25 protein-coding genes are annotated in these 26,131 nt (G+C 63.0%); 23 read left to right on the forward strand and 2 right to left on the reverse strand.

From position 1 onward, the window contains the following. Nucleotides 1-107: 107 nt before the first annotated feature. The 23 genes from AC0MRV_RS00070 (at nt 108) to AC0MRV_RS00180 (ending at nt 25,206) form a co-directional block, all read left to right on the forward strand. On the forward strand, nt 108-1,874 hold the full coding sequence (locus AC0MRV_RS00070; RefSeq protein ID WP_472762362.1) for an ATP-binding protein: 1,767 nt from the start codon (nt 108-110) through the stop codon (nt 1,872-1,874). 396 nt (nt 1,875-2,270) lie between these two features. Next, a complete protein-coding gene (locus AC0MRV_RS00075; protein WP_472762363.1) occupies nt 2,271-3,332 on the forward strand; it encodes a hypothetical protein in 1,062 nt (353 codons plus the stop codon). A 109-nt stretch (nt 3,333-3,441) separates the two neighbouring features. Further along, nucleotides 3,442-4,167 (forward strand): ABC transporter ATP-binding protein, encoded by a 726-nt coding sequence (locus tag AC0MRV_RS00080; RefSeq protein ID WP_472762364.1) that lies wholly within the window; start codon nt 3,442-3,444, stop codon nt 4,165-4,167. A 130-nt stretch (nt 4,168-4,297) separates the two neighbouring features. Continuing rightward, nucleotides 4,298-6,661: an ABC transporter permease gene (locus tag AC0MRV_RS00085; protein ID WP_472762365.1), complete on the forward strand. Its 2,364-nt coding sequence runs from the start codon at nt 4,298-4,300 to the stop codon at nt 6,659-6,661. A gap of 46 nt (nt 6,662-6,707) precedes the next feature. After that, nucleotides 6,708-7,958 (forward strand): efflux RND transporter periplasmic adaptor subunit, encoded by a 1,251-nt coding sequence (locus tag AC0MRV_RS00090; protein ID WP_472762366.1) that lies wholly within the window; start codon nt 6,708-6,710, stop codon nt 7,956-7,958. A gap of 66 nt (nt 7,959-8,024) precedes the next feature. After that, complete coding sequence (gene mnmE, locus AC0MRV_RS00095) at nt 8,025-9,395, forward strand: tRNA uridine-5-carboxymethylaminomethyl(34) synthesis GTPase MnmE (protein ID WP_472762367.1); 1,371 nt, start codon at nt 8,025-8,027, stop codon at nt 9,393-9,395. Continuing rightward, complete coding sequence (mnmG, locus tag AC0MRV_RS00100) at nt 9,396-11,288, forward strand: tRNA uridine-5-carboxymethylaminomethyl(34) synthesis enzyme MnmG (RefSeq protein ID WP_472762368.1); 1,893 nt, start codon at nt 9,396-9,398, stop codon at nt 11,286-11,288. A gap of 96 nt (nt 11,289-11,384) precedes the next feature. Continuing rightward, a complete protein-coding gene (locus AC0MRV_RS00105) occupies nt 11,385-12,104 on the forward strand; it encodes a response regulator (protein ID WP_472762369.1) in 720 nt (239 codons plus the stop codon). A gap of 78 nt (nt 12,105-12,182) precedes the next feature. Beyond that, nucleotides 12,183-13,460 (forward strand): sensor histidine kinase, encoded by a 1,278-nt coding sequence (locus AC0MRV_RS00110; RefSeq protein WP_472762370.1) that lies wholly within the window; start codon nt 12,183-12,185, stop codon nt 13,458-13,460. A 73-nt stretch (nt 13,461-13,533) separates the two neighbouring features. Further along, on the forward strand, nt 13,534-14,127 hold the full coding sequence (trmB, locus tag AC0MRV_RS00115) for a tRNA (guanine(46)-N(7))-methyltransferase TrmB (protein ID WP_472762371.1): 594 nt from the start codon (nt 13,534-13,536) through the stop codon (nt 14,125-14,127). A 187-nt stretch (nt 14,128-14,314) separates the two neighbouring features. Next, nucleotides 14,315-15,184 (forward strand): F0F1 ATP synthase subunit A, encoded by an 870-nt coding sequence (locus AC0MRV_RS00120; RefSeq protein WP_472762372.1) that lies wholly within the window; start codon nt 14,315-14,317, stop codon nt 15,182-15,184. A 73-nt stretch (nt 15,185-15,257) separates the two neighbouring features. Then, nucleotides 15,258-15,464: an ATP synthase F0 subunit C gene (locus AC0MRV_RS00125; RefSeq protein ID WP_472762373.1), complete on the forward strand. Its 207-nt coding sequence runs from the start codon at nt 15,258-15,260 to the stop codon at nt 15,462-15,464. A gap of 87 nt (nt 15,465-15,551) precedes the next feature. Continuing rightward, nucleotides 15,552-16,112 carry a F0F1 ATP synthase subunit B gene (gene atpF, locus AC0MRV_RS00130; RefSeq protein WP_472762374.1) on the forward strand — a complete coding sequence of 187 codons (561 nt, stop codon included), beginning with the start codon at nt 15,552-15,554 and terminating at the stop codon, nt 16,110-16,112. Nucleotides 16,113-16,161: 49 nt separating this feature from the next. Continuing rightward, nucleotides 16,162-16,557 (forward strand): F0F1 ATP synthase subunit delta, encoded by a 396-nt coding sequence (locus AC0MRV_RS00135; protein WP_472762375.1) that lies wholly within the window; start codon nt 16,162-16,164, stop codon nt 16,555-16,557. Nucleotides 16,558-16,614: 57 nt separating this feature from the next. Then, entirely contained in the window at nt 16,615-18,138 is a 1,524-nt protein-coding gene (gene atpA, locus AC0MRV_RS00140; RefSeq protein WP_472762376.1) for a F0F1 ATP synthase subunit alpha, read from the forward strand. A gap of 28 nt (nt 18,139-18,166) precedes the next feature. Further along, a complete protein-coding gene (atpG, locus tag AC0MRV_RS00145) occupies nt 18,167-19,048 on the forward strand; it encodes an ATP synthase F1 subunit gamma (protein WP_472762377.1) in 882 nt (293 codons plus the stop codon). 44 nt (nt 19,049-19,092) lie between these two features. After that, nucleotides 19,093-20,511, forward strand: coding sequence for a F0F1 ATP synthase subunit beta (atpD, locus tag AC0MRV_RS00150; RefSeq protein WP_472762378.1), 1,419 nt, complete (start codon nt 19,093-19,095; stop codon nt 20,509-20,511). Between the two features lie 23 nt (nt 20,512-20,534). Then, nucleotides 20,535-20,948, forward strand: a complete 414-nt coding sequence (gene atpC / locus AC0MRV_RS00155) for an ATP synthase F1 subunit epsilon (RefSeq protein WP_472762379.1) — start codon at nt 20,535-20,537, stop codon at nt 20,946-20,948. A 180-nt stretch (nt 20,949-21,128) separates the two neighbouring features. Next, nucleotides 21,129-22,271, forward strand: coding sequence for a hypothetical protein (locus tag AC0MRV_RS00160; RefSeq protein ID WP_472762380.1), 1,143 nt, complete (start codon nt 21,129-21,131; stop codon nt 22,269-22,271). Nucleotides 22,272-22,385: 114 nt separating this feature from the next. After that, a complete protein-coding gene (locus AC0MRV_RS00165; RefSeq protein ID WP_472762381.1) occupies nt 22,386-22,628 on the forward strand; it encodes a FeoA family protein in 243 nt (80 codons plus the stop codon). Between the two features lie 41 nt (nt 22,629-22,669). After that, nucleotides 22,670-22,909, forward strand: a complete 240-nt coding sequence (locus tag AC0MRV_RS00170; RefSeq protein WP_472762382.1) for a FeoA family protein — start codon at nt 22,670-22,672, stop codon at nt 22,907-22,909. Nucleotides 22,910-22,917: 8 nt separating this feature from the next. Continuing rightward, nucleotides 22,918-25,029, forward strand: a complete 2,112-nt coding sequence (gene feoB / locus AC0MRV_RS00175) for a ferrous iron transport protein B (protein ID WP_472762383.1) — start codon at nt 22,918-22,920, stop codon at nt 25,027-25,029. A gap of 9 nt (nt 25,030-25,038) precedes the next feature. Beyond that, the gene (locus AC0MRV_RS00180; RefSeq protein ID WP_472762384.1) at nt 25,039-25,206 is read left to right on the forward strand and encodes a FeoB-associated Cys-rich membrane protein; all 168 of its coding nucleotides are present in this window, start codon (nt 25,039-25,041) and stop codon (nt 25,204-25,206) included. Nucleotides 25,207-25,213: 7 nt separating this feature from the next. Here the strand turns inward: AC0MRV_RS00180 and AC0MRV_RS00185 are convergent, their stop codons facing one another. Together AC0MRV_RS00185 and AC0MRV_RS00190 are read right to left on the reverse strand one after the other, a co-directional pair. Beyond that, nucleotides 25,214-25,711: an FKBP-type peptidyl-prolyl cis-trans isomerase gene (locus AC0MRV_RS00185; protein ID WP_472762385.1), complete on the reverse strand. Its 498-nt coding sequence runs from the start codon at nt 25,709-25,711 to the stop codon at nt 25,214-25,216. Next, the gene (locus AC0MRV_RS00190) at nt 25,708-26,112 is read right to left on the reverse strand and encodes a VOC family protein (RefSeq protein WP_472762386.1); all 405 of its coding nucleotides are present in this window, start codon (nt 26,110-26,112) and stop codon (nt 25,708-25,710) included. The genes AC0MRV_RS00185 and AC0MRV_RS00190 overlap by 4 nt, the downstream gene beginning before the upstream one ends. Nucleotides 26,113-26,131: the final 19 nt, after the last annotated feature.

Consider the following 26,131-nt stretch of genomic DNA (forward strand, 5'->3'; position numbering starts at 1 on the left):
GCGTCGACGGACATCGTGACGAAACGTGGGTTTGAGGGTATCCCCAAAGACGAATTCAAAGAAGACATCAACGGTCTGCCCCCGCTTCCCAAAACTGAGAGGATACAATGAGTAAGAGCGCGAATTTCAAAGTTGACCCCAGGCTCGCCTCGATTCTCGGCGACAGCTATACGAGCAGCGAGCGCGCGCTCAAGGAACTCATCGATAACGCTTGGGACGCAGAAGCCACCGAGGTGCGAGTGACCTTACCAACGATTCTGTCCGATGACCCCATCATCGTGGCAGACAACGGAAGCGGAATGAAACCCGCCGAGGTGCGCGACGAGTATTTGAACATCGCCAGCCCGCGTTGGACGCGGAAAGGCGAGAAGACTCCCCACAAGAATCGCCTAGTGAAGGGGCGTCGGGGCGTGGGCAAGTTCGCAGGATTGATTCTCGCCTCGCGCATGGAATTGGAAACGACCGCACTCGGACAAACTACGCGGGTCGAAGTCGATAAGGAGCTGCTATTGCGGGATGCAAAGGACTTGGAACAAGTGGCGCTGCCGTTCTCGACCCAGGAAACGGATCCGACCTTGCACGGCACACGAATCGTCCTCTCACGACTCAACCCGAATCTAAATCTTCCGCAACCAGACCGTTTCAAGCAAATCCTCGCGCGCGACTACGGCCGCGAAACGGACTTCGTAGTTCTGGTCAACGGAGAACGCGTCTTCGCCTTCGACGTGCCGGGCACGACCTTTGAGTGCGAGGTGAAGCTGCCGAATGGACGGACCGCATGCGCCACCTACACGATCGCCGAAAAGCCGTTGCCCGCGAAACAGTCAGGAATCGTCCTTCGACAGGGTGGAAAGACTATCGGGCGGGCTCACTTGTTCGGTTTGGAATCCGTGGATGAGCTCTCGGACCGACTGAGGCGGCGGCTTGTGGGCGAAGTCAATGTTCCGCCGGATACTATCGAACTCACGGCGGCTGGCGGCGACGTGATCGAAAGCGACAAGGGCTTTGAACATCTCGCGACGGAACTGCGGCGGCACATGCACGAGGATCTCACTCGCACGCTCACCCGGGAAGTAAACCTCGCGAAGGGCCGCTGGAAGCAGCAGATGGACCGGCGCCTGGTCAGCGTGCCTGAGCACCGCCGGGCTATCATCGAACAGCGTATGAACCGCCTAATCTCCCGAGCATATCAGGAAGGCGAGAAGGATGAGCGAATTGGCACGCTCGTGGACCTCGTTCTTGATGCACTGGAGCACGACGAATACTGGGCCGTCTGCAACGAACTGCACGATACCGATCGCGCCGACGTCATGCATCTTGCCAACGCGTTGCTTGAATTCGGGCTCTGCGATTTGGCCTTCATGGGCCGACAGGCCAAGAGCCGATTGGACTTTCTGAAATCGCTGGACCGTCTGCGGCAAAATCCCGGCACGCTGGAAAAGCAGATGCACAAGGCTATTGAAAGGAACCTATGGATTTTCGGTCCACAATACAGCCTCATGGCAAGTAATCAGCAGTTGGATTCCATCGCTGAGCAATGCGGCGAATCCGTTACCACGCATCCGACCAACAAGACACGCCCCGATCTGCTTCTGTCACAGGACGCTTTCAAGAATCGCCTCTTGGTGGAGTTCAAGCGTCCCAAGCACGCAGTAGATCGTGATGATGAGGGGCAGGCCAAGAAGTATGCAGATTGGCTCAGTAGAGAACTTCGAATGTCGGTGGACATCATCGTCATCGGTGGAACAACGGAGACTTCTCTCTGTGACGAGTATTCCGGAAAGCGAACGCAGTTTCTCAGCTATGCCAAACTCATAGCTGACGCTCAGGCATCGTTGGATTGGATGCTTGAGCAATTGACTCAGAATCCCTGACGTGCGCCGCCAACAGTCTGGATCCGACGGCTGGACGACTCGGGAGGCAAGCTTGGCGCATTACGGCTTCGCCTGCGAAATGTGCTAGGCACCGCTTCGGTCGTTTCCCAAGACTTGGTCGAGGAGGTGAAGGAGCTGCTCGCAGGTTTTGGCAACTTCGAGCCGACGGCACCGTGAGCGCATTTCGTAAGCCGAAGTCCTGCGGGGCCCTAGCAGGGCCTCAATTCGGTTTTGCCACCAACAACGAAGCGGCTTTGCTCTCACAAGCTGTTCCGACTCTGGCCTGGTCGAAATCAACCACGCCAAGTCATGTCTCAATCCAGCCTACCCGTTCTACCGCTTTGCCGCTCCAAAGAATCTCGGGAGCGAAAGCGGGGGATTAGCTCTTCGAGCCGAATGGGCCTGACTCGAGCGTTGGTCTCGATTCCAGCCGGAGTTGCCGCGCTCGCACTCGCGTTGGGTTCAATTCTCTGGGCAGACGAGGTCGTGCACATGTCGGAGGTAGAGGTGACTGAGAAGGTCGATCCTCCGTCTTGGCGCTATGCGGAAACGGGGGCGTTTCGGGTTTGGAGCCTACTTGAGGACTCGGAAACATTGAGAATGCTGGGCGGGGAGATGGCTTGCTGGTCCGTTATCCCGCAGTCGCTGGTCGACTTGAGCGGCCGGAAGGTGATTCTCATCTACACCGATCACACGCTGGTGCAGCCCGCCATTCCGGCAGTGGAGACACTGCCTCAACGCCAAGTGCGGATCGGAGAAACCTCTTTCCAGAACGTCTTTGTTCGAGTTTCTGACGACTACGTGGTTCAGGTCGCCAACCTTTCGAACATCAGTCAGTTTCAGGTGTTCGGCAAAGACGTTGTGCTCACCGTGCTGGGGCTGAATCGAAACCGCATGCCGTGGTGGCTGCGTGAGGCGCTGATCGGGCGCTACGGTCTATTTGAGAAGGGAATGAACCTCTTCGGTCCCGACGACTATTTGAAACTGCGGGAGCTGCAGGGGTGGCCGGAACTTAGCGATGAGGAGGTGGCTGATTTAGAATTGGTGCCAATGGCGCAGTTGCTGAGTGAGGACTGGCCGGATGCTGAGGCCGACCCGGAGGCGTTTGATCGGTGGTCGGCTCAATCGGTTCTGTTCGTGCAGTGGCTGGTCGGCGGGCGCGGCGCGCGCGAGGAGCACTGGGCCAGTTTTCGCCGGATCGCGACCTACAGCCTGCACTACCCCATCGTCGAACCGGCCTTTGCCCAGGAGACCGGGTTTTCTTTTGCCGAGGTCGAGGAAGAGCTGCGGCGCTACCTGCCCCGCGCGGTGCACATCAACCAGATCGTGCGCGTGCCCGATGTCTATCATCTCGGTGATCTAAGGCTGCGCACTGCGTCGGTGGTCTCCAAAGACTTGGTCGAAGAGGTGAAGGAGCTGCTCGCGGGTTTTGGTGAATTTGAACCAACCGCAGATTAAACGCGTTCCGTAAGCCGTGTTCCTGCGGCGCATTAGCTGCGCCGCAATTCGGCGAATTGCACGGGCGGGCGCTTGCGTGGTGAGGGCGGGCGGACTTGGGTGCACGCTTGTGAGCACATCCGCTGCATCGTCGTCGCCGTTGTTGGTGGCCCGGGGGTTGTCCAAAACCTACGGCACCGGCCACGCCGCGGTGCGGGCCCTGCGCGAGGTCGATCTCGATCTGCCCGGCGGGGAACTGGTCGTGCTGCTCGGCGCCTCGGGCTCGGGCAAATCGACTTTGCTCAACCTGGTCGGCGGGCTTGATGCGCCGACCGGCGGCTCGCTCCACTACCGCGGCTGGGATGTCGGGCACGCCGACGAGGCCGGTCTCACCGCCTACCGCCGCGATGTGGTCGGCTTCGTGTTTCAGTTCTACAACCTCATCCCTTCGCTCACCGCCCGCGAAAACATCGGCCTCATCACCGAGATCACCCGCAATCCCATGAGCACCGACGAGGCGCTCGAACTCGTCGGTCTCTCCGAACGCGCCAACCACTTCCCCGCCCAACTTTCCGGCGGCGAACAACAACGCGTCGCCATTGCCCGCGCCATCGCCAAGCGCCCCGAGATCCTGCTCTGCGACGAACCGACCGGTGCCCTCGATGTGAAGACCGGCATCCTCGTGCTCGAAGCCGTGCAACGCATCAACCGTGAGCTCGGCACCCTCACCGTCGTCATCACCCACAATGCCATCCTCGCCGAGATGGCTGACCGCGTCTTCACCATGTCGGACGGCCGACTGAGCGAACCGCGCACGAACGCCCACCCGCGACCGGTGGGTGAACTGGAATGGTGAGCCATGAAAGCGGATGCGTCATGCCGCCAAGGTAGGGTCGGACCGCTGGGCCGACCGCGCCCATCGACGGCGCGCCCGGCGGTCACACCCTACCCTTTCACTTTCACTTCTCCCTTTCACTCCCTCCCCCATGAGCCTGCTTGATCTCAAACTGCTGCGCGATCTGCGCGCGTTGAAATCGCAGGCCCTCGCCGTCGCCTTGGTCATGGCCTGCGGCCTCGCGATGATGATCATGACGCGCAGCCTGATCAAATCGCTCAACACCGCGCGCGACGGCTATTACGAGAAGCACCACTTCGGTCAGGTTTTCGCCACGCTCAAGCGCGCGCCCGACAGCGTGCGCGACGAGCTCGCGGCCATCCCCGGCGTCGCCGCCGTCGAGACCAATGTCGAGGTGCGCGTCACCCTCGATCTGCCGTCGCTGCTCGAACCGGCATCGGGACTCATCAACTCCCTGCCCGAGCGCCGTCCGCAGTTGCTCAATCAGCTCTACCTCCGGCGTGGCCAACTTTTGGATACGTCGAGCCACCACGAGGTGCTGGTGAGCGAGGCCTTCGCCGAGGCCAACAACGTGCAGCCCGGTGATCACATTGCCGCCGTGCTCAACGGCAGCCGCCTCGAACTGCGCGTCGCCGGCATTGTGCTCGCGCCGCAATACGTGTTCGAGGCGCCGCCCGGCTCCGCCCTGCCCGACAACCGCACCTTCGGCATCTTCTGGATGCGCGAGCAGGAGATTGCCGAGGCCTTCAACCTGAAAGGCGCGTTCAACAACGTCGCGCTCACGCTCGCCCCCGGCGCGGTGGAATCACAGATCATTGCCGCCATCGATCGTGTGCTCGAACCCTACGGCGGCCTCGGCGCCTATGGTCGCGACGAGCACCCGTCCGATGTGCGCGTGAACGACGAAATCCGCGTGCTGGAAGGCCTGTCCTTTGGCTTCCCCCTCGTGTTCCTCAGCGTCGCCGCGTTCATGACTCACTCAGTGATGAGCCGACAGATCGCCTTGCAGCGCGAGCAGATCGCCATCCTCAAGGCCTTTGGCTTCAATCACCGCAGCATCGCGTGGCACTTCGTGAAGTTTGCGCTGGTGATTGTGGTCGTCGGCACGCTGCTCGGCACCGCCTTCGGTTTCGTTTTCGGCCATCAATTGGTCGGCATGTATCACCTCTTTTTCCGCTTCCCCAAACTGGAGTTCGTGCCCGCCACCGGCGCCATTCTGGGTGCGCTGATCGCCAGCTCCGCCGCCGCGCTGCTCGGCGTCGCCGGCGCCGTGCGCAAGGTCGTCCGACTCGCGCCGGCCGAGGCCATGCGCCCGGAACCACCGGCCAGCTTCCGCCCCGCGTTGGCCGAACGACTCGGCATCGCCAAGTGGTTCTCCGTCTCCCTGCGCATGTCGCTGCGCAACCTGGAGCGCAAACCGTGGCAGGCTCTGTTCACTGCGATCGCCCTCGCCCTCGCGACCGGTATCCTCATCATCCCCAATGCTTTCCGGGACGGCATCCGCTACATCCTGGATTTCCAGTGGGATGTCGTGCAGCGCCAGACCGTCACCGTTTCGCTCGTCGAACCCGGCCCGCTGCGCGCCTTGCACGACTTCACCCAACTGCCCGGCGTGGTGCATGCCGAACCGTTCCGCGCCGTGTCGGTCGAGCTCGCCTCCGGCCATCGCACCCGCCGCCTCGCGATTCACGGGCTCATTCCCGACGCCCACCTCAACCGCGTGCTCGGACCCGGTCAGCGCCCGTTGCCGCTGCCGACCGATGGCATCATCCTCTCCAAAACGCTGGGGGACGCGCTTGCGCTCCAACCGGGTGATCCGGTTCGCGTCAATGTGCTGCAGGGCAAACGCCGGAGCTTTGAGGTTCCGGTCGCCGCCTTTTCCGAAGACTTTGCCGGCATCTCCTCGTTCATGGAACTGGACGCGCTTAATCGCGCGCTCGGCGAAGGCGATCAGATCAACGGGGCCTTCATTTCCGTCGCGCGCGGGCAATGGCCGCAGTTCCTCCGCGAACTCAAGGATACCCCCCAAGCCTCCGGTGTGATCATCAAAGACGCCATGCGGCAAAGCTTCCGCGACACCACCGCGCAAAGCATCGGCCTGCTGCAGGTGCTCTACTCCTCCTTCGCCACCATCGTCGCCTTCGGCATCGTCTACAACACCGCCCGCATCGCCCTCTCCGAACGCGCCCGCGAACTCGCCACCCTGCGCGTGCTCGGCTTCAGCCAAGGGGACGTGGGCAGCGTGCTCGTCGGTGAACTGGTCGTGCTCACCATCATCGCCGTGCCGCTCGGTCTCTGGCTCGGCGCCGGCATGGCCGGCGAACTGTTGCGCAGCATCAACACCGAGACCGTGCGCCTGCCGCTGGTGCTCACCGCCTCCAACTACGCCTACGCCGTGCTCATCATCTCCCTGGCCACGACCTTGTCCGCCCTCATCGCCTGCCGTAAGCTCAACCAGCTCGACCTCGTCGGCGCGCTCAAGGCCCGCGAATGAACGGCCGCCAGTTTCAACGTATTCAGTTTTTAACGACATCACCACCATGAGCGAAACCGCCGACTCCCCTGCCCCGTTCGATCCCAACGCGGGCGATCAGCATCAGCGCCGCCGCAACGGTTGGCGCTACGTCGCCGGCGCCGTGCTCCTTGCCTTCATCGTGGCCGGCCTTTGGCCCGCGGCCCTCCCGGTCGAAACCGCCCCGGTCACGCGCGGCGATCTGGTTGCCACCGTCAACGAAGAGGGCGTCACGCAAGTGCGCCACCGTTACGTGGTCTCGAGTCCTGTATCCGGTCAGTTGCGACGCATCACGCTAAAGCCCGGCGCGGAGGTCGTGGCCGGTCAGACCGTGCTCGCCGTGCTCGAGCCCGCCAGTGGCGACATCCTCGACGCCCGCAGTCGCGCGCAGGCCGAGGCCCGCCAGAACGCGGCCGAGAGCCAGGTCGCGCAGGCCGAGGCTCAACGCGAGCGCGCCGCCGCCGCGCTCGACCTCGCTCGCACCGAAGCCGCCCGCCAGCGCACCCTCGCCAAGGATCGCCTCGTGTCTCAGCAGGAGCTCGATATCGCACAAAACCGCGAGCGCACCGCCGCGCAGGAGGATCGCGCCGCGACGTTTGCCCTGCAGGTCGCCCGCTACGAGCTGGAACAGGCGCGGGCGGTGCTCGAACGTGGACTCGCCGGCCCGGCTGACCAGGCGGCCTTGATGAAAATCACGTCGCCCGTGAGTGGCCGCGTTCTGCGGGTCATGCAGGAGAGCGCCCGCATCGTCGCCGGCGGCACGGCGTTGCTTGAAGTCGGCGATCCGACCGACCTCGAGGTGCGCATCGAGGTGCTGTCCCGCGACGGCGTGGCCATCAGTCCCGGGTCGACCGTGTGGCTCGACCAATGGGGTGGCGACCAAGCGCTTGAGGCTCGCGTGCGGCTGGTCGAACCGGCCGCGTTCACCAAGGTGTCCGCGCTCGGGGTGGAGGAACAACGCGTCAACGTCCTGGCCGACCTGGTGACACCCATCGCGGAGCGCCCTACCCTCGGCGATGGCTACCGTGTCGAGGCCCGCATCGAGCGCGATCGGCGCAACGGCGTCTTGCAGGTTCCCGCCGGTGCCCTTTTCCAACGCGACGGCCAGTGGCTCACCTTCGCCCTCGATGGCGGCAACGCCGAGGAACGCCAAATCTCGGTGGGCTTGTCCAACGGCGTCATGACCGAAGTCGGCTCCGGACTGAGCGAAGGCGATACCGTCATCGTTTATCCGGGCGACCGAGTGGAAGACGGTAGTCGCGTCGAACCCATCCAGTAAGGTCCACGCGCTCCGCGCGTTTCGTTTTGCGTCCACGGCGTTAGCCGGTTCGGTCTGCGTGTCCGCATGACCGCCGTCGACGCCAACACCAACGATACCATCGCCGCGCCCGCCACGCCGAAGGGCACGTCGGCGATCGCCGTGGTGCGCGTGAGCGGACCCGACTGCGGCACCCTCGCCGAGGCCATTTTCGGCACCACGCTTTCACCTCGCGCGGCGACCCACCTGCCCTACCGCGATGCGGCCAATCAGGTGGTCGACGACGTGCTGGTGACCGCCTTCAAAGGACCGGCCTCCTACACCGGCGAGGACGTCCTGGAAATCTCGACTCACGGCAACCCGCTTATCTCCCAACTTGTTCTGGATGATTTATTTAAGCGCGGATGCCGACCGGCCGAGGCTGGCGAGTTCACCCGCCGCGCCTTCCTCAATGGACGCTTGGATTTGAGTCAGGCCGAGGCCGTGATGGACCTCATCCACGCCCGCAGCGCCCGCGCCGTGGCGGCGGCCAATCAGCAACTCCGCGGCAGCCTCGGTCAGCACCTCACCCGCCTCACCGACGAGCTCCTGCTGGGCCTCGCCCGGGTCGAGGCCTACATCGATTTTCCGGAGGAGGATTTGCCCGATGAGGACCGCGGCATCGTGGCCGATATTTTGAGAAATGTTCTACGTGGAACGCAGCGCCTGCTGGCCACCCATCGCTACGGCGATCTCCTGCGTGAGGGCATCAAGACGGTGATCCTCGGCGAACCCAACGCCGGCAAGAGCTCTCTGCTCAATGCCTTGGTCGGACGTGATCGGGCGCTCGTGAGCGACGAGCCCGGCACCACCCGTGACTACCTGGAAGAGACCGTGATGGTCGGACCGCATTGCCTGCGGCTGATCGACACCGCCGGCCTCAACCCCACTCCCGGCACCGTCGAGGCCCTCGGCATCCAAAAAACCTACGAGCGCATTGAGGAGGCCGATCTTGCCCTTGTGGTGCTGGACGCCACCCACCCTGCCCCGGCTCTATCGGCAGATGTCGCGCATCGTCTGAATCCCGCCACCACCCTCGTCGTTCTCAACAAGATCGATCTCCTGCAAGGTCAGGCTGCGGTGGCCCAACCGCCGGACGATCTTCCGGCCGTGGCCCTTTCCACCCTCACCCGCGAAGGCGTCGATGCACTTGAAACCCGGATCACCGAGATCGCCGACACCTTCCAGCCGGCGGATGCCGATGACCAGATCGCCATCAACGCCCGCCACGCCGACGCCCTCCGCCGCGCGACCGATTGTCTGCAGGCGGCACAAGCCAACCTGCGCAATCAGGGCCCGACGGAGCTTCTGGCCAGTGACCTTCGTGGGGTGCTGGACGCGTTCGGCGAAATTGGTGGTCGCATCGACAACGAGGCGATGTTGGACCGGCTCTTCGCCACTTTCTGCATTGGTAAGTAGATGCTCTACAATAAGATACCTTACGATGTGATTGTTTGCGGCGGTGGCCATGCCGGTTGCGAGGCCGCCCTCGCCGCCTCCCGTATGGGCGCGAGCACCCTACTCCTCTCCGGCAACATCGACACCGTGGCCGCCATGAGCTGCAACCCCGCCATCGGCGGTCAGGCGAAGGGCCAGATGGTGCGCGAGATTGATGCGCTCGGTGGCGAGATGGCGATCAACACCGACGTCACTGCCATCCAGTTCCGCCTCCTCAATGAGTCCAAGGGCCTCGCAGTCCAGTCCCCGCGCGCTCAATCCGACAAGAAGGCCTACCAGTTCCGGATGAAACACACCCTGGAGCTGCAGCCCAACCTACAGCTCTTCCAAGCTACCGTCACCGGCCTGACCACCGCCAACGGCAAAGTCACCGGGGTCCGCACCAATCTCGACCTTGAATTCGCCGGCACGACCGTGGTGGTCACCACCGGCACCTTCCTGCGTGGGTTGATGCACATCGGCACCAACAAGAATGAAGGCGGTCGGATGGGCGATTTTTCGGCCAAGACGCTTTCTGCCTCTTTCGAGGAGGCCGGCATCGAGCTGCAACGCCTCAAAACCGGCACGCCGCCGCGCTTGCTGGGCCGCAGTCTGGATTTTTCGCAAATGACCGAGCAGGCCGGCGACGCCGCGCCAACCCGGTTTGCGTTCCACGAAACACGCCAGGACGCCGATCTGTTCCACGTGGAACAAACCGGCGAAGAACGCCTCGGTTGGGAGCCCGGCAGCAACCAGGTTTCGTGCTGGATGACCTATACGACGGAAGAAACCGCGCAGATCGTCCGAGATAACCTCACCAAATCCGCGATGTATTCCGGCGAGATCGTCGGCACCGGCCCCCGGTATTGCCCCAGCATTGAGGACAAATTCGTCCGTTTCGCCGACAAACCGCGCCATTTGCTGTTCCTGGAGCCGGAGGGCCGCTCCACCAACGAATACTACATCAACGGACTCTCCACCTCGCTGCCGTTCGACGTGCAGATGCGCATGGTGCAATCCGTGCCTGGGCTGGAGCAGGCCCAGTTGCTGCGCCCGGCCTATGCGGTGGAGTATGATTTTGCACCGCCGACTCAGCTTTTCCCGTCCTTGGAGTCCAAGAAGCTCGAAAACCTGTTCTTTGCCGGGCAAATCAACGGCACCTCGGGTTACGAGGAGGCGGCAGCGCAGGGCCTGATCGCGGGGGTCAACGCCGTGCACAAGGCGAGGGGAGAGGCACCACTCGTGATCGGCCGCCACGAGGGCTACATCGGGGTGCTCATCGACGATCTCGTGACCAAGGGCACCAAGGAGCCGTATCGGATGTTCACCAGCCGCGCCGAGCATCGCCTGCTCTTCAATCACGGCAGCGCCGAAACCCGGCTGCTGCACCATGCCCGCCAACACGGTTTGGTGGGGCCCGAGCGCCTGCGCCGCATGGAGGCCAAGGTCGCGGAGATCGAGCACTGGATTCAGACCTTTGAAAGCCAGCGACCGGGCGGAGGGCAGGGGACCTTCGGCGATCATATCCGCCGGGCTTCGCAAGGTGATGGAGCCTGGCCGACGCTGCCCGAGGCCTTTGAAAACATCGCCCCCGAATCACGCCAGGAGGTGCTCTATCGGGTCAGCTACCGCGGCTACTTGGAGCGCGAGCAGCGCCAGATCGCCAAGCTGGCCAACATCGAAAAGGTGCAGATCCCGGCGGGCCTGGACTACCGGGCTGTGAAGGGTTTGCGCGCCGAAAGCGCCCAAAAGCTGGCCGAAACGCAGCCCTTCACCCTGGGGCAGGCGAGCCGCATCAGTGGAGTTAACCCATCGGATATCAGCATCTTACTGATCTACATCGAATCCCGACGCCGCCAACAAACCGAACAATAGCCGGCTTTCGCAATCACTTTGCGCATGTTGTAACAATTGTGAAACGGGAGCGGAATCGGCTAGGAGAGTCCGTGGCAAACGGGTAACTTCGTCACGATGCCGGAGAACTCCCGTAAGAAAATTTTGGTCGTCGACGATGAGTCAGATGTCGCTGATTTGGTGGCCTACCACCTCAAGGCCAAGGGTTTTGCCGTCGAGACCGTGAACGATCCGACGCAGAGCATCGGCATCGCCCGATCCTTCCTGCCCGACCTCGTAATTCTCGATGTGATGATGCCCGAGATCAACGGCATCCAGATCTGCCGCATGCTGCGCGCCGACCCGAAACTGAAGCAGGTTCCGGTCATTTTCCTGACCGCCAAGGTCGAGGAAAACGATCGCGTGCAGGGTCTGGAAACCGGCGCCGACGACTATATCTGCAAGCCTTTCAGCACCAAGGAACTCGTCCTGCGGGTGCAAAACATCCTCCGCCGCACCACGGAGAAGCCCCTCGATGCGCCACCCAAGCTCATCGCCGGCGGCATCGAGTTGGACGCGGAACGCCATGAAGTGACCATCAATGGCACCGTGGCCGAGCTCACCGCCACCGAGTTCAAGCTGCTGCACCTCCTCATGGAGCGCCGCGGTCGGGTGCAAACCCGCGAGCACCTTTTGATCAACGTCTGGAACTACGAGACCGAGATCGAGACCCGCACCGTCGACACGCATGTGCGCCGCCTGCGGGAGAAATTGGGCGACGAAGCCGAATGGATTGAAACGATTCGCGGGGTAGGCTACCGCATGGCCGAACGCCGGGCTCAGGAATCATCGGCCTGAGTCCATCTACCGGGCCCCACCGCATAGGCCCGACGACGTTCGCTCCACCCCGACGACCGCCATTCAACTTCGCCCCGCATGCTCACGACCCTTTCCCTGGCGCTGGCCGTCGTCGTCATCGTGCTCTGGCGGAAACTGGCGCGACACCGCAGCGCGCTGCGCAGCCTCCGCTCGTCTCTGGAGCGCCGCCAACCTTTCCTGCGCGACGAAAATCCCGGCGCCCTCGACGCGGATTGGGACGCATTTTGCCAACTGAGCAACCAGCTCATCACCACGGTTCAAAAGCTCGAGCACCAACAGTCGAGCCAACTGACCCAACTCGAAGCGACGCTCGGCAGCCTCCAAGAGGCGGTCCTGCTGGTTGACCAAAACAACCACATCCTCCTGGCTAACAAGGCCTTGCAGGCGATTTTCCCCAAGGCGACCAACATCATCGACCAGCGCCTGGAGGTCGTGCTGCACAGCGTCGCCTTCCTCAACTACGTCGACGCGGTGCGCAAGGGCAGGGCAGAACCGCAGCACGCCATCGAATTCGACAACGACGCCGACACCCGTTGGGTCGAGGTGACGGGCAGCACCATTCCAGCGCTCGACGGCGGCAAGGGCAAATGGGCGCTCTTTGTTCTGCACGACATCACCCGGCAGAAGCGCCTCGAGTTGGTGCGCAAGGAATTTGTCGCCAACGTCTCCCACGAGCTCCGCACCCCGCTCAGCGTGATCAAGGGCTACGTCGAAACCCTCGTTGACGGCCACCACGAGATGGAACTGGAGGATCGCACCCGCTTCCTCGCCACGATTCACCGCCACACGGAACGGCTCAATTCCCTGCTGGAGGATCTGCTCACCCTTTCGCGGCTCGAATCGATCAACCCCGGCCTGCAGCGGGAGTCCACCTCACTGCACCACCTGGTCAGCGGCATCGTCGAAGACTACCGCGGTCGACCCGCCGCCGCCGACCACCGCTTGGAGTGCGACATCGATCCAGCCATCGAGAAACTGCTGCTTGATCCGCTCAAGATCACCCAAGTCTTCGAAAACCTGCTGGATAACGCGCTGAAATACACGCCAGCCAAGAGCCTGATCACGGTCAGTGCCAAGCGCCGCACCGACGAAATCGAAATCAACGTGACTGACACCGGTCCAGGCATCCCAGAAAACGACCTGCCGCACATTTTCGAACGTTTCTACCGCGTCGACAAAGGCCGTTCTCGCGACAAGGGCGGCACCGGTCTCGGCCTCAGCATCGTCAAACACATCATCCAGCTCCACGGCGGGCGCGTTCGCGTTGAAAGCACGGCGGGGCAGGGGACCACGTTCATCCTCACGCTGCCCGCCGGCAAACCGACACGGAGCTAATGGCCGCCGCGATACATCTTCGCGCCGCGCTTGGCTCTTGCACCGCGGGAGGACGCGCTTTTTACCCGCGCCCATGCCGATCGAAGAGGCCCACGCCATCCATGCCCAACGCGTCACCGCCCTGCGCGACGCTTTGACACAGGTGCCGCTCGCCCATCCGGCCCTCACCCTGGAGATCGGCTGTGGCCACGGGCACTACATGGCCGCCTACGCCGCCGCCCACCCCGATCAACACTGCATTGCGATCGACATCATCAAGGAGCGACTCGAACGCGCCGATCGCAAAACCACCCGCGCCGGCCTGAGCAACGTCACCTGGCTGCGGGCCGCCGCCGAGGACCTGCTGGAGGCACTACCCCCCGCGACCCGCTTCACCCGCAACATCTTGGTGCTGTTTCCGGACCCGTGGCCCAAACGCCGCCATTGGAAGAACCGGCTGATTCAGCCCGCCTTCCTCAGCCGACTCGCCAACTTCTGCGCCCCAGGCACCCGCCTTTGCTTTCGCACCGACCACGAGGACTATTTTGCCGCCGCCCACGAGGTCGTGGCTGAGCATCCCGACTGGCACGTCGACCCGGCTGCGCCCTGGCCCTTCGAGCAGCAAACGGTCTTCGAGGCCAAGGCGCGCAGTCACCAATCGTTGGTGGCTGAACGCCGGGCAGGGTAGGGGAGCGCAAGCGGACCGCCGCCCCGTTGCCGCGGAAAAGTTGCAATTAGCAGCAGCCCGCCTGCGGACGGTCCGGCGCTTATGATGCGCCTGGGCGCGATTTGCAGGGGTTTCAGAGGTTGACGACGCTCGGGCGGATACCCTACGACCTCCCGTTCACGTCCTCTCCAGCACCGTCTCGAAGCATATGTCCCGGGTCTTAAACCTCCGCAATTCAGCCCTCCTTCTCGCCAGCGCCGCCACGGCGTTCGCGGCGGGTGATGGCGCCGGTGTTTCACCTCGAGCCGAAGTCATCACCGAGTCCGGCCTCTTCACCAACGCCATCATCACCGCGTGGGGTTTCACCGGCATCATTGTGCTGCTCCTGATCTGGATGGTCGGCAAACCCTCCATCCGTCCCTCCAAGGGTCAGGCCGTGATGGAAGCGCTGATCACCGGACTGCGTGATCTCTTCGAACCGATCGTCGGCAAGAAGGCCTTCCCTGCCGCCTTCCCGCTGCTCGCGACGCTGTTCCTCTTTATTCTCGTCAACAACTGGATGGGACTCATCCCCGGCGTCGGCACCATCGGCTGGCACGGTCATGATGCGCACGGCAACGAACACTTCACGCCGCTCATCCGTCCCTTCACCTCCGACTTCAACGGCACCATCGCGCTGGCGCTGCTCTCCTTCGGCGCTTGGGCGATCATCGTCTTCAAATATGCCGGCCCGAAGGTGCTCTTCGTCGATCTCTTCGGCAACAAGGCCGACAAATCCGAGACCCCCGGCTGGCTCTACCCGATCCTGACCCTCGTCTTCCTCGTCGTCGGTTGCATCGAGGTGTTCTCCATCCTCATCCGCCCCTTCACCCTTTCGGTCCGTCTCTTCGGCAACATCTTTGGCGGCGAAAACCTCCTGCACGGGACCGGCTTCTTCTTTGTCTTCTACTTCATGGAGATGCTCGTCGGCCTCATTCAGGCCACCGTCTTCACCCTCCTGAGCGCCGTCTACATCGGCCTCATCTGCAACCACGGCGACGATCACGACCACGAGGAGGGTCACGCCGAGGCGCACTGATCCCTTTCCCGTCGGGAGCATGCCAAGAGCGTGCACGGCGGAAACTGCAACCACCACCTAAACCACATACATCATGTCCATCCTCGCTGAAGTCTCTGGCAACATTGCCTCTGGTCTCGGTCTGCTCGGCGCCGCCATCGGCGTGGGCCTCATCGGCTACAAGGCCGCTGAAGCCGTCGGCCGCAACCCCGGCGCTTCCGGTAAGATCCTCGTTCAGGCCATCATCGGTATGGCGCTCGCCGAAGGTCTCGGCATTCTCGCCCTCTTCCTCGCTAAATAAGCAGGTTCGTTTCTTCCGCGCCGGTAAGGTCCCCGACCTGCCGGCGCGGCCCCCCTTTTCCTTCCGTCTCCTCAACACTTCCTCGTTATGCTGACCAACCTCATCCTCGCCGCCACTGAAGCGGAGGCCGCCCATGGCGTGTTGGAAAAATTCGGGCTCGGTGACTTCGGTATCGAAGGACGCTACATCGTCCTGCAGCTGATCGGCTTCCTGATCTTCTTCGCTGTCGTATACTTCAAGATCATCAAGCCCGTCATTGGCACGATGGAAGAGCGTCAGTCTGCGATCGACGCCGGCATCAAGCACGCCGAGGACATGAAGGCCAAGCTCGACGCCGCCCAAGCCGAAAGCGCCAACATCATCAAGCAGGCCCAGGGCGACGCCACCAAGATCGTCGAAGAGGCCCGCAACTCCGCCAAGGCCTTCATGGAAAAACAAACCCAGGAAGCCACCACCAAGGCCCAGGAGATCATCGCCAAGGCCCAGCACGCCACCGAGCTCGAGCATCGCAAGATGATCGCCGAAGCCCGCGGCGAAATCGCCCGCCTCGTGGTCGCCACCACCCGCCAGGTTCTGGCCAAGGAACTCTCCGACGACGAGCGCAAGCGCTTCAACGACGCCGCCGCCAAGGAGCTCACCGTCGCCTAAGCTGACTCGTTTCAGCGTTTCTTAATTTCAGCGTTTCAGCTTTTTCCACGTGGCCACCTCCAAACAATCCACCCAACTCGCCAAACAGCTCGCCGAGCTGAGCTTGAGCAGCGAAGGTGCCGTTGACGCCGAGCGCGTCGCCGGCGTGCTGGCCTACCTCGAAAAGCATCCGCCCGCTCAGCCGCTGGCCGTGCTCAAGGCCTACCACCGCCGCATCGCCCAGGAACTCGCCAAGTCCAACGCCGTCGTTGAACACGCCGGCGAAATTTCGACCGACGTCCTCGCCGCCATCGGCGGCGCCCTGACCCAGAAATACAAGCGCCAGGTCGCCGCCACCGGCAAACGCAACGACGACCTCATCGCCGGCCTCCGCGTCCGCATCGCCGACGACGTTTACGAATCCACCGTCAGCGGCCAACTCGACGCCCTCGCCGCCTCGGTCTGATTTCCCTCCCTTTCAACAAACCAACCTCCTCAAACTTCAACCGCGCCCCGCGCCGCCATGAGCACCGTCCTCGAACAAATCGAATCCCAAATCGCCAACCTTTCCAACAAGGCGGTTAAGAAAAACACCGGCACCATTCGCACCGTCGCCGACGGCGTGGCCAAGATCGATGGCCTCTCCGACGTGATGTATAACGAAATGGTGAAGTTCCCCGGCGGCGCCACCGGCATCGCGCTGAACTTGGAAGAGGACGAGGTCGGCTGCGTCGTCCTCGGCGACGTTTCCCAACTCAAGGAAGGCGACGAGGTCCTCACCACCGGCACCCTCCTTTCCGTGCCCGTCGGCAAAGGCCTCCTCGGCCGCACCGTCGACGCCATCGGCAACCCGGTCGACGGCAAGGGTCCGGTCGACGCCAAGGAGACCTACCCGGTCGAGCGCATCGCCCCCGGCATCATCGCCCGCAAGTCGGTCGACCAGCCCCTCTTCACCGGCATCCAGGCCATCGACTCCATGATTCCGATCGGTCGCGGCCAGCGTGAGCTCATCATCGGCGACCGCGGCACCGGCAAGACCACCATCGCGATCGATACCATCATCAACCAGGCCAAGATCAACAAGGTCGGCCTCGCCTCCGGTGATCCGAAGTTCCGCCCGGTTTACTCGATCTACGTCGCCGTCGGTCAGAAGAACTCCAACATCGTCCGCACACTCGCCGCCCTCGAGGCCGCCGGTGCGCTCGAGTTCACCGTGATCGTCGCTGCTCCCGCCGCCGACAATCCGGCCAACCAATACCTCGCTCCGTTCTCTGGCGCCGCCATCGGCGAGTGGTTCATGGAAAACGACATGGACGCGCTCATCGTCTACGATGACCTCTCCAAGCACGCCGTCGCCTACCGCCAGATCTCCCTCATCCTGAAGCGCCCCTCCGGCCGCGAAGCCTACCCGGGTGACGTCTTCTACCTCCACAGCCGCCTCCTCGAGCGTTCCGCTCGTCTCGACGGCAAGGGCTCGCTCACCGCGCTGCCGATCATCGAGACCCAGGCCGGCGACGTGTCCGCCTACATTCCGACCAACGTGATCTCCATCACCGACGGTCAGATCTTCCTCGAAACCGACCTCTTCAACCAAGGTATCCGCCCCGCGGTGTCCGTCGGTCTGTCAGTGTCCCGCGTGGGTTCCGCCGCGCAGATCAAGGCCACCAAGCAGGTCGGTGGTAAACTCAAGGGTGAGCTCGCCCAGTTCCGCGAACTCGCCGCCTTCGCCCAGTTCGGCTCCGACCTCGACGCCAAGACCAAGGCTCAGCTCGACCGCGGTAACCGCATCGTCGAACTCTTCAAGCAGCCCGCCTTCAACCCGATTCCGATCGAACAGCAGGTCGTCACCCTCTGGGCTCTCCAGAAGGACTACTACGCCAAGATCGACACCGCCAAGGTGCAGGCCGCGGCCGAGTCGCTGCGCGAGTTCTTCGCCACCCGCAAGGACGCCCTCCTCACCAAGATCCGCGAGACCGCCAAACTCACCGACGAGATCGAAGCCGAGCTCAAGACCGCCTGCGACGAGTGGGCCGCTTCCCAAAGCTAAACCCGCGACCTTCGCGCGCTTTTTCTAAATGCCTTCCACCCGCGACATCCGCCGACGCATCAAGTCGGTCAAGAACACTCGCCAGATCACCAAGGCGATGGAGTTGGTCGCTGCGTCGAAGATGAAGAAGGCCCAGGCCTCGGCCACCGCCGGTCGCGCCTACGCCGTCCTCATGGCCGACATGCTCGCCGCCCTTGCCGACAAGGTCGACGGCAGCCTCCATCCCTTCCTGCAGCCCCGCGAGGTCAAGACCCGCGGTATTCTCCTCATCACGACCGACAAGGGTCTCTGCGGTCCGCTCAACGCCAACCTCTTCAAGCTGGTCAGCGACATCAAGGACAACGCCAAGTTCGTCGTCTCCGGTCGCAAGGGCTCGCAGTTCCTCGCCCGCTCCAAGCGCAACGTCGTGGCCGACTTCGGCATCCACGACAAGGTGCCCTTCGGTGAGATCCAGGCCATCGGTGACTACATGATCGACCTCTTCCTCAAGGGCGAGATCGACACCATCGAGGTCATCTATCCGCGCTTCAAAAACACCCTCGTGCAGGAGCCGACGCATCGTCCGCTGCTGCCCTTGGCCAACTTGAAGGAGTTTGTCTCGCACCTCGCCGACGATCACGCGGCCGACCGCGCCAAGGAAATGGCCGACGATCGCCTCATGATCTTCGAGCCCGACGCGCAGACCGTCCTCGAAGCGCTGCTGCCTTTCTACGTGAAGCGTTACCTCTACCAGGTCGCGCTCTCCACCAAGGCCTCCGAGCACAGCGCCCGTATGGTCGCCATGAAGACCGCCAAGGACAACGCCTCCAAGCTGCTCGACGACCTCACGCTCGAATACAACAAGGCCCGTCAGGCCGCCATCACTCAGGAAATTCTCGAAATCGCCGCCGCCCAGTTCACCGCGGCCTAATCTGTCCCAACCTCTCCGCCTCCCGCTTCCCGCACTTTTTCAAAATGAATACCGGCAAAATCGTCCAAGTCATCGGCCCCGTCGTCGACGTGCAGTTCGCCGAGAACAGCATCCCCCCCATCTACCAAGCCCTCACCGTGGACTTCGAGGTCAGTGGCAAGACCGAGCATCTCACGCTGGAAATCCAGCAGCACTTGGGCGGCGGCGTGGCGCGTTCCATTGCCATGTCCTCCTCCGAGGGCCTCAAGCGCGGCATGACCGTGACCGACTCCGGCGCGCCGATCTCTGTGCCGGTGGGTGAGGGCGTGCTCGGCCGCATCTTCGACGTCACCGGCGCCCCGGTGGACGGCCGCGGCGACGTTCCTCACGAGAAGAAGTATCCCATTCACCGTCAGCCCCCGGCCTTGGTCGACCAGGACACCGAAGCCCAGATCCTCGAGACGGGCATCAAGGTCGTCGACCTCATCGCGCCCTTCACCAAGGGCGGCAAGGTCGGTGCCTTCGGTGGTGCCGGCGTGGGCAAGACCGTCGTCATCATGGAGCTCATCAACAACATCGCCAAGGCGCACGGTGGTTTCTCCGTGTTCGCCGGTGTGGGTGAGCGTTCCCGTGAAGGCAATGACCTCTACCACGAAATGTCCGACGCGGGCGTTATCGACCAAAACGACATTTCCAAGTCCAAGGTCGCCCTCGTTTACGGTCAGATGAACGAGCCGCCCGGCGCCCGTATGCGCGTCGCCCTCTCGGCCCTCGCCATGACCGAATACTTCCGCGACGAGAAGAACCAGGACGTGCTCCTCTTCGTCGACAACATCTTCCGCTTCTCCCAGGCCGGTTCCGAGGTGTCCGCGCTCCTCGGTCGCTCCCCGTCCGCGGTGGGTTACCAGCCGACCCTCTCCAACGAGATGGGCCTCCTCCAAGAGCGCATCACCTCGACCAAGAAGGGTTCCATCACCTCCTTCCAGGCGGTGTATGTGCCGGCCGACGACCTCACGGACCCGGCCCCGGCAAACACCTTTGCCCACTTGGACTCCACCATCGTGTTGGAGCGCGCCATCGCCGAGCTCGGTATTTACCCGGCCGTCGACCCGCTCGCCTCGGTGTCCAAGGCCCTCGAACCCGCGGTCGTGGGCGAGGAGCACTACAAGGTCGCCCGCGAAGTGCAGCGCGTGCTGCAGCGCTACAAGGATCTCCAGGATATCATCGCCATTCTCGGTCTCGATGAGCTCTCCCCTGAGGACAAACTCACCGTCTATCGCGCCCGCAAGATCCAGCGCTTCCTTTCCCAGCCCTTCCACGTGGCCGAAGTCTTCACCGGTTCGCCGGGTAAGTATGTCGGCGTCAAGGACACCGTCCGCGGCTTCAAGATGATCCTCGACGGCGAACTCGACGACGTGCCGGAAGGCGACTTCTACATGAAGGGCTCGATCGACGAAGTCCTCGAGGCCGCCGGCAAGAAATAAGGCAATTCTGCGCCTGCACCATCATGGCACTCACCCTCGAAATCGTCACCCCGGAGGCACGGGTCTATTCCGACACCGTCGACAACGTGGTCATTCCCACCGTCGAGGGTGAAATCGGCGTGCTGCCCGGTCACTTGCCTTTGCTGTCCCAAGTCGCCGATGGCGAGCTCCGGGTCACCAAGGGCAACGCCACCGAAGCCCTCATCATCGGCGATGGCTTCGTCCAAGTCCAAGGCGACAAGGTTTCCATCCTGGCCGAACACGCCATCGAGGAAAACGCCATCGACGAAGATGTCGTCGAAAAGGCCATGCAGCGGGCCCAACAGGCCCTGAAGGAAGCCAAAGAGAGCAAAATCGACCCGGCAGAGATCGAGCGTTTGGAAAGCGTCGTGCGCTTCTCCGTCGCTCAGCTGGGCATCAAACGCCGTCGACGCTAAGGTAAAACACCGACATTTTTGCCAAACGGATGCGGTTTGGCTGAATTTGTGCTGCCCAACCGGCAATTGTCGCTGCCGAACCCAACGACAATTTATTTGCATCTTCTATTCTGTTCATATGTCTTGCGGATTCTGCCATCATCCCTGATTCATACCTCCCCTTTCATTCCTAATACCGCCATGAAATTCATCCGCCTCCTCACCAAGGGCCTCCTGATCAGCTTTGTGATCAGCGCAGTCGCCTTCGCTCAGACTGTTACTCTCACCGCCGCCCAACGTGCCGCCATCCGCGCCGGTGGCGTTCAAGGTAAAGCCGCCGTTCAACAAGCCCTCGCAGCCGCCGGCGTTAACATCAGTGACGCCGCAGCCGTCCAAGCCGCCATCTCTTCGATCGTGGCCGATGTCTCCTCTGAGCCCGGTGCAGACATTTCCGCGATCGCCTCTGCGGTTACCGAAGCCGCCGTCGAATCCGCGGCTGCAGCCGGTGCTGATGTCGCCGCAGTCGCTCAGGCCGCATCGGCCGGTGCGACGTCCGGAGCCGTTTCTGCTGCCGCCGCGTCCGGCGGTGATGTCGCGGCCGCCGCTCAAGCCGCTTCATCCGGCGCAACGTCCGGTGCCGTGACCGCGGCTGCCTCCACGGGCAGCAGCGTCACCGCTATCGCCCAAGCCGCCTCGTCCGGTGCCTCCAACGGTGCCGTGACTGCTGCCGCCGCCGCCGGCGCCGACACCTCCTCCGTCGCCCAAGCCGCTTCCTCCGGCGCGACCTCTGGTGCTGTCACCGCCGCCGCTGCGTCTGGTGCTGACACCACCGCCGTCTCCTCGGCTGCCGCCACCGGTTCCACCTCCGGCGCCGTCGCTGGCGCTCAATCCGCCGGTGTGAGCACTCAAGCCGTCGCCAACGCCGCCGCTACCGGCGCTACCCAAGGCGCCGCGCAAGGTTCAGCTGAAACCGGTCAAGACGTGCAGGCAAACGCCGAAGCCGCCGCTGAGGCCGCTCAGGAAGTGGTCGACACCGAGTTCGAAGTGGAAGAACCGGTTGAACAGCCGACCATCCTCACCGCTACCCTCAACCTCTCCTACGGCACCTTCCTCATCGAGTGGACTGCCGACGGCACCACCGTCACCGTGACCCGCACGGGCGCTGGCACCACCGACGGTTCCACCAACGAGATCACCATCGCCAACCTCGGCCAGATGACCGCCGCCCAGCGCAACGCACTGCAAACCGCCCTCGCCGCCGCCGCCACTCAGGCCAACCAAGGCCAAGTCGTGGTTGAGGTCCCGGGCAACGGCAACGTGATCGTGGTCAGCCCGTCGAGCTGATCCTTCGCTGGCACAACCTTTCCGAAGCGCACCCTACGGGGTGCGCTTTTTTGTGCCGATATCTCAGACTCAGTTGACAATGAAACTGAGTCTCAGTCGACTCTGCCTCCCTTGATGCACCCGAACTCAACCAACGTCCGGCTTCCGCTCTGCCAGCTTCCCGCTGGCGGCTCCGGCCGCGTCTGCGAGCTTACTGGTGAGGGGTCTTTCAAGCAACGCGTCCGCGAACTCGGTTTCGGCGAATCCGCTACCGTCACCAAAATATCCGGTCGTTCGACCATCATCTGCCAAGTCAACGGCACCCGGATCGCGCTCAGTCACGCCGCCGCGAGTCAGATTCTGATTTCGACCACCTGAGGCGCGGCACCATCCTGCCTGCCTTGCCCGACCGCGTCCCTATGTCCGCCACCGTTCCGCTCTCCACCCTCTCACCTGGAACCACCGCGACCGTCCGCGAATACCCCTTGTCCGGTTCCGCGTTTTTGCGTCTCCGTGAAATGGGCATGCTGCCCGGCACCAGTATCACATTGGTGCGTCGCGCCCCCTTGGGTGACCCGATTGAGGTGAAGATCCGCGGCTACAACCTCACCCTGCGCAAGACCGAAGCCGAACACATCCTGGTCGAAACTTCCGCCTGAGCCGCCCCATGTCCTTGCCCGATCACATCAAAAAGCCATCGCGGGCCCCCGTTTACGCGCTCGTCGGCAACCCCAATTGCGGCAAGACCACGCTCTTCAACGCGCTGACCGGCCTCAAACAGAAGGTCGGCAACTACCCCGGTGTCACCGTCGAACGCAAGGTCGGCACCGCCTACTCCCAGCACGGTCAGGCCATGACCGTCATCGATCTGCCTGGCGCCTACTCGCTGGCCGCCCGTTCCCCGGACGAAGCGGTCACGCGCGATGTGCTGCTGGGCCGGCGCGCCGACACGCAGATGCCGGATCGCATCGTCTGCATCGTCGACGCCTCCAATCTCGAACGTAACCTCTACCTTGTTCACCAGGTCCTCGACCTCGGTCGTCCGGTCATCCTCGTGGTCAACATGATGGACATGGCCACCTCAGCTGGCCTGCAAATTCGCATCGACCACCTCGAGAAAGAATTGGGCATTCCCGTCATCGCCACCCAGGCCTCCCGTGGTCAGGGACTTATCGAGCTCAAGCTGGCCATGAGCCGCGCCGACTCTCCTTTGCCCAAACATCGGTGGACCGTTCCCTCCGCCATCGCTCCGGCCGTCTCGGAATTGCAGGCATCCCTGCAGGACTCCGACAAAAAGCCCCCGCTCATTGCCCGCGCCGAAGCCCTGCTCCTCCTCACCGATCAGGATCCCCTGCGCGTCGCCGGATCCCAGCCACTCAGCGATCGCACCACCACCATTCTCAATACCTGGAAAAAGCGCTGGCAGGAGGACGGCACCGATTGGTCGGGCAGCCTCGTCGGCGCCCGCTACGAAGCGATCGGCAAACTGACGCAGATTTCCGTCAAATCCGCCGCCACCGTCGCGCCCGAAAATGTCTCCGATCAAATCGACGCACTCGTGACGCACAGCCTCTGGGGTTGGGTGGTGCTCGGGTCGATCATGACCCTGCTCTTCCTCAGTATCTTCACGCTGGCGGAATATCCCATGGGCCTCATCGAAGAAGCCGTTGCCGCCCTCGCCGACGTCGTGAAAAACTCCATGGCCCCCGGCGACCTCCGCGATCTCATTACCGACGGCGCCATCGCCGGGGTAGGGGGCGTGGTCGTGTTTCTCCCCCAGATCCTGATCCTGTTCTTCTTCATCGGTCTATTGGAAAGCACCGGTTACATGGCCCGCGCCGCCTTTATCATGGACCGGCTGATGAGCCGCGTCGGCCTGAACGGGAAATCCTTCATCCCTCTGCTCAGCTCCTACGCCTGCGCCATCCCCGGTATCATGGCCACTCGCACCATCGAGGATCCCAAGGACCGACTCGTCACCATCCTGGTCGCTCCCTTCATGAGCTGCTCCGCCCGCCTGCCGGTCTACCTGCTCATGATCGCCGCCCTCGTCCCGAGCGGCGAGGTGCCCGTTCTCACCAAAGTGGGTCTCATGCTCCTGATGTATACCCTCGGGACCGTGGGCGCCTTTGGCTTTGCCTGGCTCTTCAAACGCACGCTGCTGAAGGGCGAGCCTCCGCTCATGATCATGGAGCTTCCTCCCTACCGGCTGCCGCGCATGGTCGACGTGCTTCGCCACATGATCGAACGGGCTTGGTTGTTCCTCAAACGAGCCGGCACCATCATCCTCGCCATTTCCATCGTGCTGTGGGCGTTGACCGCGTATCCGAAAGCTGGTGACGACGCCACGCCCGGCGAACAGGTCGCGCAGAGCTACGCCGGAAAGGTGGGGCACGCCATCGAGCCCCTCATCAAGCCGCTCGGCTTCAATTGGGAGATTGGCATCGGCCTGGTCAGCTCGTTTGCCGCCCGTGAGGTGTTTGTGAGCGCGACCAGCGTGGTGTTCAACGTCGAGGAGGATGAAGAGGACACCGCACCTCTTCTCCAGGCGCTGCGCGACGCCACCTGGCCCGACGGTCGTCCGCTTTTCACCCCGCTCGTTTGCCTCACCCTCATGGTCTTCTATGTTTTCGCCATGCAATGCGTGAGCACGGTCGCGGTCGTGCGCCGCGAAACCAACTCCTGGCGCTGGCCCCTCTTCCAAATCGGCTACCAAACGGGCTTCGCCTGGCTGCTGTGCCTGATCATCTACCAGGCCGGCACCGCGCTCGGATTCTGAGCCTTTCCCGTGTCTTCCTCCACCCAGACCCTCCTGACTCTCCTGATCGTCGCCGCCGCGGCCGTCTACCTGCTGCGCAACGCACTGCGCAAGAAGTCATCATCGGGTTGTGCCTCGGGCGGTTCCTGCAGCTGCCCGGCCCCGAAGTTGCCGCGGCACCTCAAGCCGCGCCATTGACCGGCGATCAGGGCTCCAGCAGCTCGATTTCGAAAACCAGCCCGGCATTCGGCGGAATCGTGGCGTAACCCGATCGGCCGTAGCCCAACTTCGGCGGAATCAAGAGGATCGCCTTTCCGCCCACCTTCATCTGCTGCAGACCGGAAGACATGCCGGGAATCATCTGCCCGATGCGTGCCTCCGTGGGTTTCTCCGTCCGCTGCACCTCCGTGCCATCGGCCAGCCGGACCACGTAGTTGAACTTCACATACCCGCCAGGCAAGGGCTGCACGCCGGATCCTTCCACCAGGTGTTTGATACCCAGTCCGGAATCGGTCCAGGCGATCGCTTCGTCGAGTGCCGTTTCCCCAAACATCGCCACCCGGGCATCGCGCAACTCCTGTTCGGCCGCCAATCGCGCCGCTTCCTTCTCGGCCGCAATCCGCGTGTTCCGCTGGTCGGCATACCACCACAACCCACCGGCGGTGGCGGCGAGCAGAACGAGGGCAATGAGGGGACCTTTCATCGGTTTGCGGGCGGTCGCACTTCTTCCATCAGGCCCACCAGGTTACCCTCCGGGTCGCGCAGGAAACCGGTCCACAGGTCATGGTCCGGCATCGGCGCCGCCATCGCGGGCGCGCGCTCGTTCGTCGCCCCTTTGGCCACCATCGCGGCATGCGCGGTCACGATGTCGGTGACTTTGAAATAGAACACCGAGTTCTTCCCGGGTTCACCGTGCCCTTGGGGTGTCGTCAACATCACCCGCACGTCCCCGGCCTGCAAAAAGGCCAGGTTCGGCCCGGCGTCGAAGAGAAAACCCAGTCCCAGGATATCGCGGTAAAATCCCTTCGCGGCCGCCACGTCGGCGACCGTGATGGCGACTTGGCCGAGGCTCGGCGCGGGTGGGGTGGAGGAGTCATCGGACATGAGGTCCATCAAACTGAAC

Origin of the sequence: Actomonas spartinae (assembly GCF_051209155.1) — a bacterium.
Taxonomy (GTDB): Bacteria; Verrucomicrobiota; Verrucomicrobiia; order Opitutales; family Opitutaceae; genus Actomonas.

Bases quoted from the DNA above. Each gene is read 5' to 3' on its own strand.
- AC0MRV_RS00110 (WP_472762370.1), top strand. From the start codon at position 12,183: ATGCTCACGACCCTTTCCCTGGCGCTGGCCGTCGTCGTCATCGTGCTC.
- atpC (WP_472762379.1), top strand. From the start codon at position 20,535: ATGGCACTCACCCTCGAAATCGTCACCCCGGAGGCACGGGTCTATTCC.
- atpF (WP_472762374.1), top strand. From the start codon at position 15,552: ATGCTGACCAACCTCATCCTCGCCGCCACTGAAGCGGAGGCCGCCCAT.
- AC0MRV_RS00090 (WP_472762366.1), top strand. From the start codon at position 6,708: ATGAGCGAAACCGCCGACTCCCCTGCCCCGTTCGATCCCAACGCGGGC.
- AC0MRV_RS00120 (WP_472762372.1), top strand. From the start codon at position 14,315: ATGTCCCGGGTCTTAAACCTCCGCAATTCAGCCCTCCTTCTCGCCAGC.
- feoB (WP_472762383.1), top strand. From the start codon at position 22,918: ATGTCCTTGCCCGATCACATCAAAAAGCCATCGCGGGCCCCCGTTTAC.
- AC0MRV_RS00190 (WP_472762386.1), bottom strand. From the start codon at position 26,112: ATGTCCGATGACTCCTCCACCCCACCCGCGCCGAGCCTCGGCCAAGTC.
- AC0MRV_RS00170 (WP_472762382.1), top strand. From the start codon at position 22,670: ATGTCCGCCACCGTTCCGCTCTCCACCCTCTCACCTGGAACCACCGCG.
- trmB (WP_472762371.1), top strand. From the start codon at position 13,534: ATGCCGATCGAAGAGGCCCACGCCATCCATGCCCAACGCGTCACCGCC.
- AC0MRV_RS00165 (WP_472762381.1), top strand. From the start codon at position 22,386: ATGCACCCGAACTCAACCAACGTCCGGCTTCCGCTCTGCCAGCTTCCC.
- AC0MRV_RS00070 (WP_472762362.1), top strand. From the start codon at position 108: ATGAGTAAGAGCGCGAATTTCAAAGTTGACCCCAGGCTCGCCTCGATT.
- atpA (WP_472762376.1), top strand. From the start codon at position 16,615: ATGAGCACCGTCCTCGAACAAATCGAATCCCAAATCGCCAACCTTTCC.
- AC0MRV_RS00125 (WP_472762373.1), top strand. From the start codon at position 15,258: ATGTCCATCCTCGCTGAAGTCTCTGGCAACATTGCCTCTGGTCTCGGT.
- AC0MRV_RS00160 (WP_472762380.1), top strand. From the start codon at position 21,129: ATGAAATTCATCCGCCTCCTCACCAAGGGCCTCCTGATCAGCTTTGTG.
- atpD (WP_472762378.1), top strand. From the start codon at position 19,093: ATGAATACCGGCAAAATCGTCCAAGTCATCGGCCCCGTCGTCGACGTG.
- mnmG (WP_472762368.1), top strand. From the start codon at position 9,396: ATGCTCTACAATAAGATACCTTACGATGTGATTGTTTGCGGCGGTGGC.
- AC0MRV_RS00075 (WP_472762363.1), top strand. From the start codon at position 2,271: ATGGGCCTGACTCGAGCGTTGGTCTCGATTCCAGCCGGAGTTGCCGCG.
- mnmE (WP_472762367.1), top strand. From the start codon at position 8,025: ATGACCGCCGTCGACGCCAACACCAACGATACCATCGCCGCGCCCGCC.
- AC0MRV_RS00105 (WP_472762369.1), top strand. From the start codon at position 11,385: ATGCCGGAGAACTCCCGTAAGAAAATTTTGGTCGTCGACGATGAGTCA.
- AC0MRV_RS00185 (WP_472762385.1), bottom strand. From the start codon at position 25,711: ATGAAAGGTCCCCTCATTGCCCTCGTTCTGCTCGCCGCCACCGCCGGT.
- AC0MRV_RS00085 (WP_472762365.1), top strand. From the start codon at position 4,298: ATGAGCCTGCTTGATCTCAAACTGCTGCGCGATCTGCGCGCGTTGAAA.
- atpG (WP_472762377.1), top strand. From the start codon at position 18,167: ATGCCTTCCACCCGCGACATCCGCCGACGCATCAAGTCGGTCAAGAAC.